The sequence below is a fragment of the Nocardioides sp. genome, from assembly GCF_034670285.1.
Lineage (GTDB): Bacteria > Actinomycetota > Actinomycetes > Propionibacteriales > Nocardioidaceae > Nocardioides.
The window spans coordinates 1-3976 of the sequence record NZ_JAXMNS010000361.1; the positions used below are offsets into that span (position 1 = coordinate 1).

Sequence of the window (3976 nt, forward strand, 5' to 3'; positions counted from 1 at the left end):
CCGCGACCGGGCAGCGGTGAGTCGGCGCGAGAACGCGCCGACTCGCGATCAGGTGGGGGTGCCATGATCGGGTGATGGAGACCTACCGCACCCCCGAGGACGCCTTCACCGACATCGACTGGCCCCGCGCCGGCACCGAGACGTCGTACGCCGAGGTCGCTGATCCTGACGGCGGCGACCCGCTGCGGATGGCCTGCGTCGACGTGGTGCCGGAGGGCTGGGCCGCCGGTGGGCCGGTCGTGCTGATGCTGCACGGCGAGCCCACCTGGTCCTACCTCTACCGCCACGTGGTCGACGTCGTGAGCGCCGCCGGCATCCGCTGCGTCGTGCCGGACCTCATCGGCTTCGGTCGCTCCGACAAGCCGCTGGCGACCGCCGACCACTCCTACGCGCGCCACGTCGAGTGGGTGCGCAGCCTGGTCGTCGACCACCTCGACCTCACCGGAGCCACCCTGCTCGGGCAGGACTGGGGCGGTCTCATCGGCCTGCGCCTGGTCGCCGAGCACCCCGACCGGTTCGCCTCCGTCGTCACCGCCAACACCGGCCTGCCGACGGGTGACTTCGACATGCCCGAGATCTGGCACCACTTCCGCAACGCTGTCGAGAAGGCGCCGACCCTCGACGTCGGCCGCTTCGTCGAGTCCGGCTGCGTGCGCGGGCTCGGCGACGCCGACCGGACGGCGTACGACGCGCCGTACCCCGTCGAGGAGGCCAAGGCCGGACCGCGGGTGATGCCGACGCTCGTGCCGACCCGTCCCGACGACCCGGCCACCGAGGCCAACCGTGCCGCGTGGGAGGTGCTGCAGGCCTGGGACAAGCCGTTCCTCACCGCCTTCAGCGACTCCGATCCGATCACCGGGGCGATGGCGCCCATCCTGCGCAAGATGGTCCCCGGCGCGGCCGGCCTCGAGCACCCGACCGTCGAGAACGCCGGTCACTTCCTCCAGGAGGACGACGGCGCCGCGCTCGGGCGGATCGTGGCCGACTTCCTCGCCTGATCCCGGGGCGAGCGCTGGGCGAGCGCTGGGTGAGCCAGGCCGGTCGTCACAGCCCGATCGCCCCGTACGCCGCCGCCAGCACGGGCCCCGTCACCTCGCGCGCACGCGCGGCACCGCGCGCGAACACCTCGGTGACGTGGGCACGGTCGGCGACCACCTCGGCGTACCGCCGCTGCACGGGCTGCAGCTCGGCCACGACCGCGTCGGTGACCGCGCGCTTGAGGGCGCCGTAGGTCGTGAGGCCTTCGGCGCTCCCGCCGCACGCCTCGAGGACGTCGAGCAGGTTCGTCACGCCCGGCTTGGCCTCGCGCTCACGCCGTACGGCGCCGGGGCCGACGTCGCTGTCGGTCACTGCCCGCGCGACCTTGCGTCGTACGACGTCGGGCGGGTCGAGCAGCCGGATGACGCCAGGTCCGTCGACGGCCCCGGACTTGCCCATCTTGCCGGTCGGGTCGGCCAGGTCCATCACCCGCGCTCCGGTCGGTGGTGTGACGATCTCCGGCACGGCGAAGACGGGCCCGTAGGTCGCGTTGAAGCGCTGAGCGAGGTCGCGAGTGAGCTCGACGTGCTGGCGCTGGTCGTCGCCGACGGGCACCTGCTCGGGGCGGTAGAGCAGGATGTCGGCCGCCATCAGGACCGGGTAGGTGAACAGGCTGGCGCGGGTGGAGTCGACGCCGCGTCCCTTCTCCTTGAACTGGATCATCCGGCCCAGCTCGCCGGTCGTCGCGACGCACTCGAGCAGGTAGGCGAGCTGGCTGTGCGTCGGCACGTGGCTCTGCACGAAGAGCGTGGACTCGTCGAGACCGACCGCGATGAGCGTGGCCGCCTGCTCGGCCACCAGGGCCCGCAGCCTGGCGGGGTCGTGGGCGACCGTCAGCGAGTGGAGGTCGGCCAGGCCGTAGAAGCAGTCCGAGTGCTCCTGGGTCGCGGCCATCGGCCGCAGGGCGCCGAGGTAGTTGCCGAGCGTGAGGTGACCGGTGGGCTTGAGCAGCGAGAGTGCGCGCGGGCGGGCGGGGGCGAACGTGAGGGTCATGGGTGTCTCCTGGGATGAGAGCCCACGGGTCCGCGCCGTTCAGGTCCGGCGGAAATGCAGAACGGCCGCCCGTGGGCGGCCGTTTCTGTCGGTGTGCGTCAGCACGTGCAACGAGGTGGTCCGCCGGATCAGGCGGGCCACCACTGCATCGAGGACGTCGTCAGCACGCGTGCATCGTGCCACAGCCCCGATGCGCGCTGCTAGGTCTGCGTCTGGTGACGCCCGGTGTCACCAGGTGCAGAGTCAGGGCGCAGCTGACGGTCACTTTCACCATCGACATCGCACCATCGACATCGCACCATCGACATCGCATCATCGACATCGCCCAGGCTGCGACGGGCCGCCACGGGCCGCCACGGGCCGCCGAGGGTCACGCAGGTCAGCGCCGGATCACGGGGGGAAGTCGGTCGGCGGCTCGAAGAGCACCAGCCACCAGATCCACCCCACCTGGCCGACGACGCCGACCGCCACCCAGAAGGCCGTCCGCCAGCGCCACCAGCGCGAGAGTCGCTCGCGGTGAGCCCCGACGAGCACGATCGCGAGCGGGAAGAGCGGCACGAGGTAGCGCACGATGCTGGTGCCGCCGTCGACGACCGCCAGGAGGTAGACGGCGTACGCCGCCGCCCAGACGCGCAGCCGCACGTCGATGCCGGGCGCGACGCGCGGCACGAGCAGGGCCAGCGACAGCAGGAGCGCGAGCGACATGCTCAGCGCCGGGACGACGGTCTCGGGGGTGCGCTGCTCCACGGCCCACTCGAGGGTGCGCCGCCACGGCTCGATCGGGTTGATCGTGGCCTCACCACGCCAGGCCGTCATGGTGGCCGGGTAGGCGTCGTGTCGCCCGGTGCCGGCCCACGCGGTCGCCGTCCACAGCAGGCCCGACACGCCCGTGCCCCCCAGGGCTGCGGCCATCCCGACTCGCTCTCGGACCGCGATCGGCCGGGCAGCGCGATCGCGCCAGCGCAGCACCAGCGCCACGAGGACGACGAGCAGCAGCGGTAGCGCGATGGGTCGGGTGAGGCCCAGCAGCAGCGCGGTGAGCCCGGTGCCGACCCAGTGGCCGCGCACGAGCAGCAGCAGGAACGCCGTGAGCAGCAGCATGCTGAACGACTCCGTGTAGGCCATCTGCAGCACCGGCGCGGCCGGCAGGGCCGCCCAGACCGCCACGACCGCGAGGGCCGGTCCGTGCCGTGACTCCGCGTCGTACGGCGTCGTCTCGATCAGCAGGGCGGCCATCAGCAACGCTGCGCCGAGACCGGCGAGCAGGGCGAGCAGCGGCGCCACGGTCGCGAAGTCGAGGGTCGTGACCCACGAGACGAGGCGGATCGCGTACGGGAAGAGCGGGTAGAACGCCCACGGGTTCTGCTGCACGCGTCCGTCGGCGCCGACCGGCAGCTCGGCGGGGTAGCCGCCGTCGACGATGCGCTCGTACCACTTGGCGTCCCACGACACCGCCAGGTCGATGTCGTCCTCGGCCGGCCCGGTCACCGCGGGGAACCACACCTGCTCCTGCGCCGCCTGGGCCAGCAGGAGTCCCGACACCAGTCGGAGTCCGAGGTAGACGACCGCGACCTTCACCCACCACGGCCAAGCGGCGATCCGGTCCACGCGCCCAGTCTCGCCTATCGGTCCGAGAGACAGGTCGCGCACTAGGCTCGGGGGATGGCCGACCCCGAAGGCCCCTGCGCGGGACCAGCCACCCTCGTCCACGACTCGAGCCTCACCGACTACGACTTCGGACCCGACCACCCCATGTCGCCGGTCCGGGTGGCGCTGACCGTTGCCCTGGCCACCGACCTCGGCGTGCTCGCCGGCCCCGACCACCCGGACGGGCTGCGGTGTGTGCCGGCGCCGCGGGCGACGCTCGACCAGCTCGCCACCGTGCACGACCCCCGCCTGATCGAGGCCGTGATGGCGGCCGGTGCCGACCCGGGGAGTGGGGGGG

The 3976-nt window shown here is 72.7% G+C and carries 3 protein-coding genes and 1 pseudogene; 2 read left to right on the plus strand and 2 right to left on the minus strand.

Annotated elements, in window-relative coordinates; genetic code table 11:
* Positions 1 to 74 precede the first annotated feature (74 nt).
* A complete protein-coding gene (locus tag VOI19_RS15795; protein WP_323793922.1) occupies positions 75 to 998 on the plus strand; it encodes a haloalkane dehalogenase in 924 nt (307 codons plus the stop codon).
* Positions 999 to 1044: 46 nt separating this feature from the next.
* Here the strand turns inward: VOI19_RS15795 and trpS are convergent, their stop codons facing one another.
* Positions 1045 to 2031 carry a tryptophan--tRNA ligase gene (trpS, locus tag VOI19_RS15800; protein ID WP_323793923.1) on the minus strand — a complete coding sequence of 329 codons (987 nt, stop codon included), beginning with the start codon at positions 2029 to 2031 and terminating at the stop codon, positions 1045 to 1047.
* A 390-nt stretch (positions 2032 to 2421) separates the two neighbouring features.
* The gene (locus VOI19_RS15805; RefSeq protein WP_323793924.1) at positions 2422 to 3639 is read right to left on the minus strand and encodes a hypothetical protein; all 1218 of its coding nucleotides are present in this window, start codon (positions 3637 to 3639) and stop codon (positions 2422 to 2424) included.
* Between the two features lie 54 nt (positions 3640 to 3693).
* On the opposite strand from VOI19_RS15805, the pseudogene VOI19_RS15810 reads away from it, so the two are divergent.
* A pseudogene (locus VOI19_RS15810) lies at positions 3694 to 3976 on the plus strand (hypothetical protein); the annotation flags it as partial.

Coding starts and splice junctions, on each gene's coding strand:
- VOI19_RS15795 (WP_323793922.1), top strand. CDS start 75: ATGGAGACCTACCGCACCCCCGAGGACGCCTTCACCGACATCGACTGG.
- trpS (WP_323793923.1), bottom strand. CDS start 2,031: ATGACCCTCACGTTCGCCCCCGCCCGCCCGCGCGCACTCTCGCTGCTC.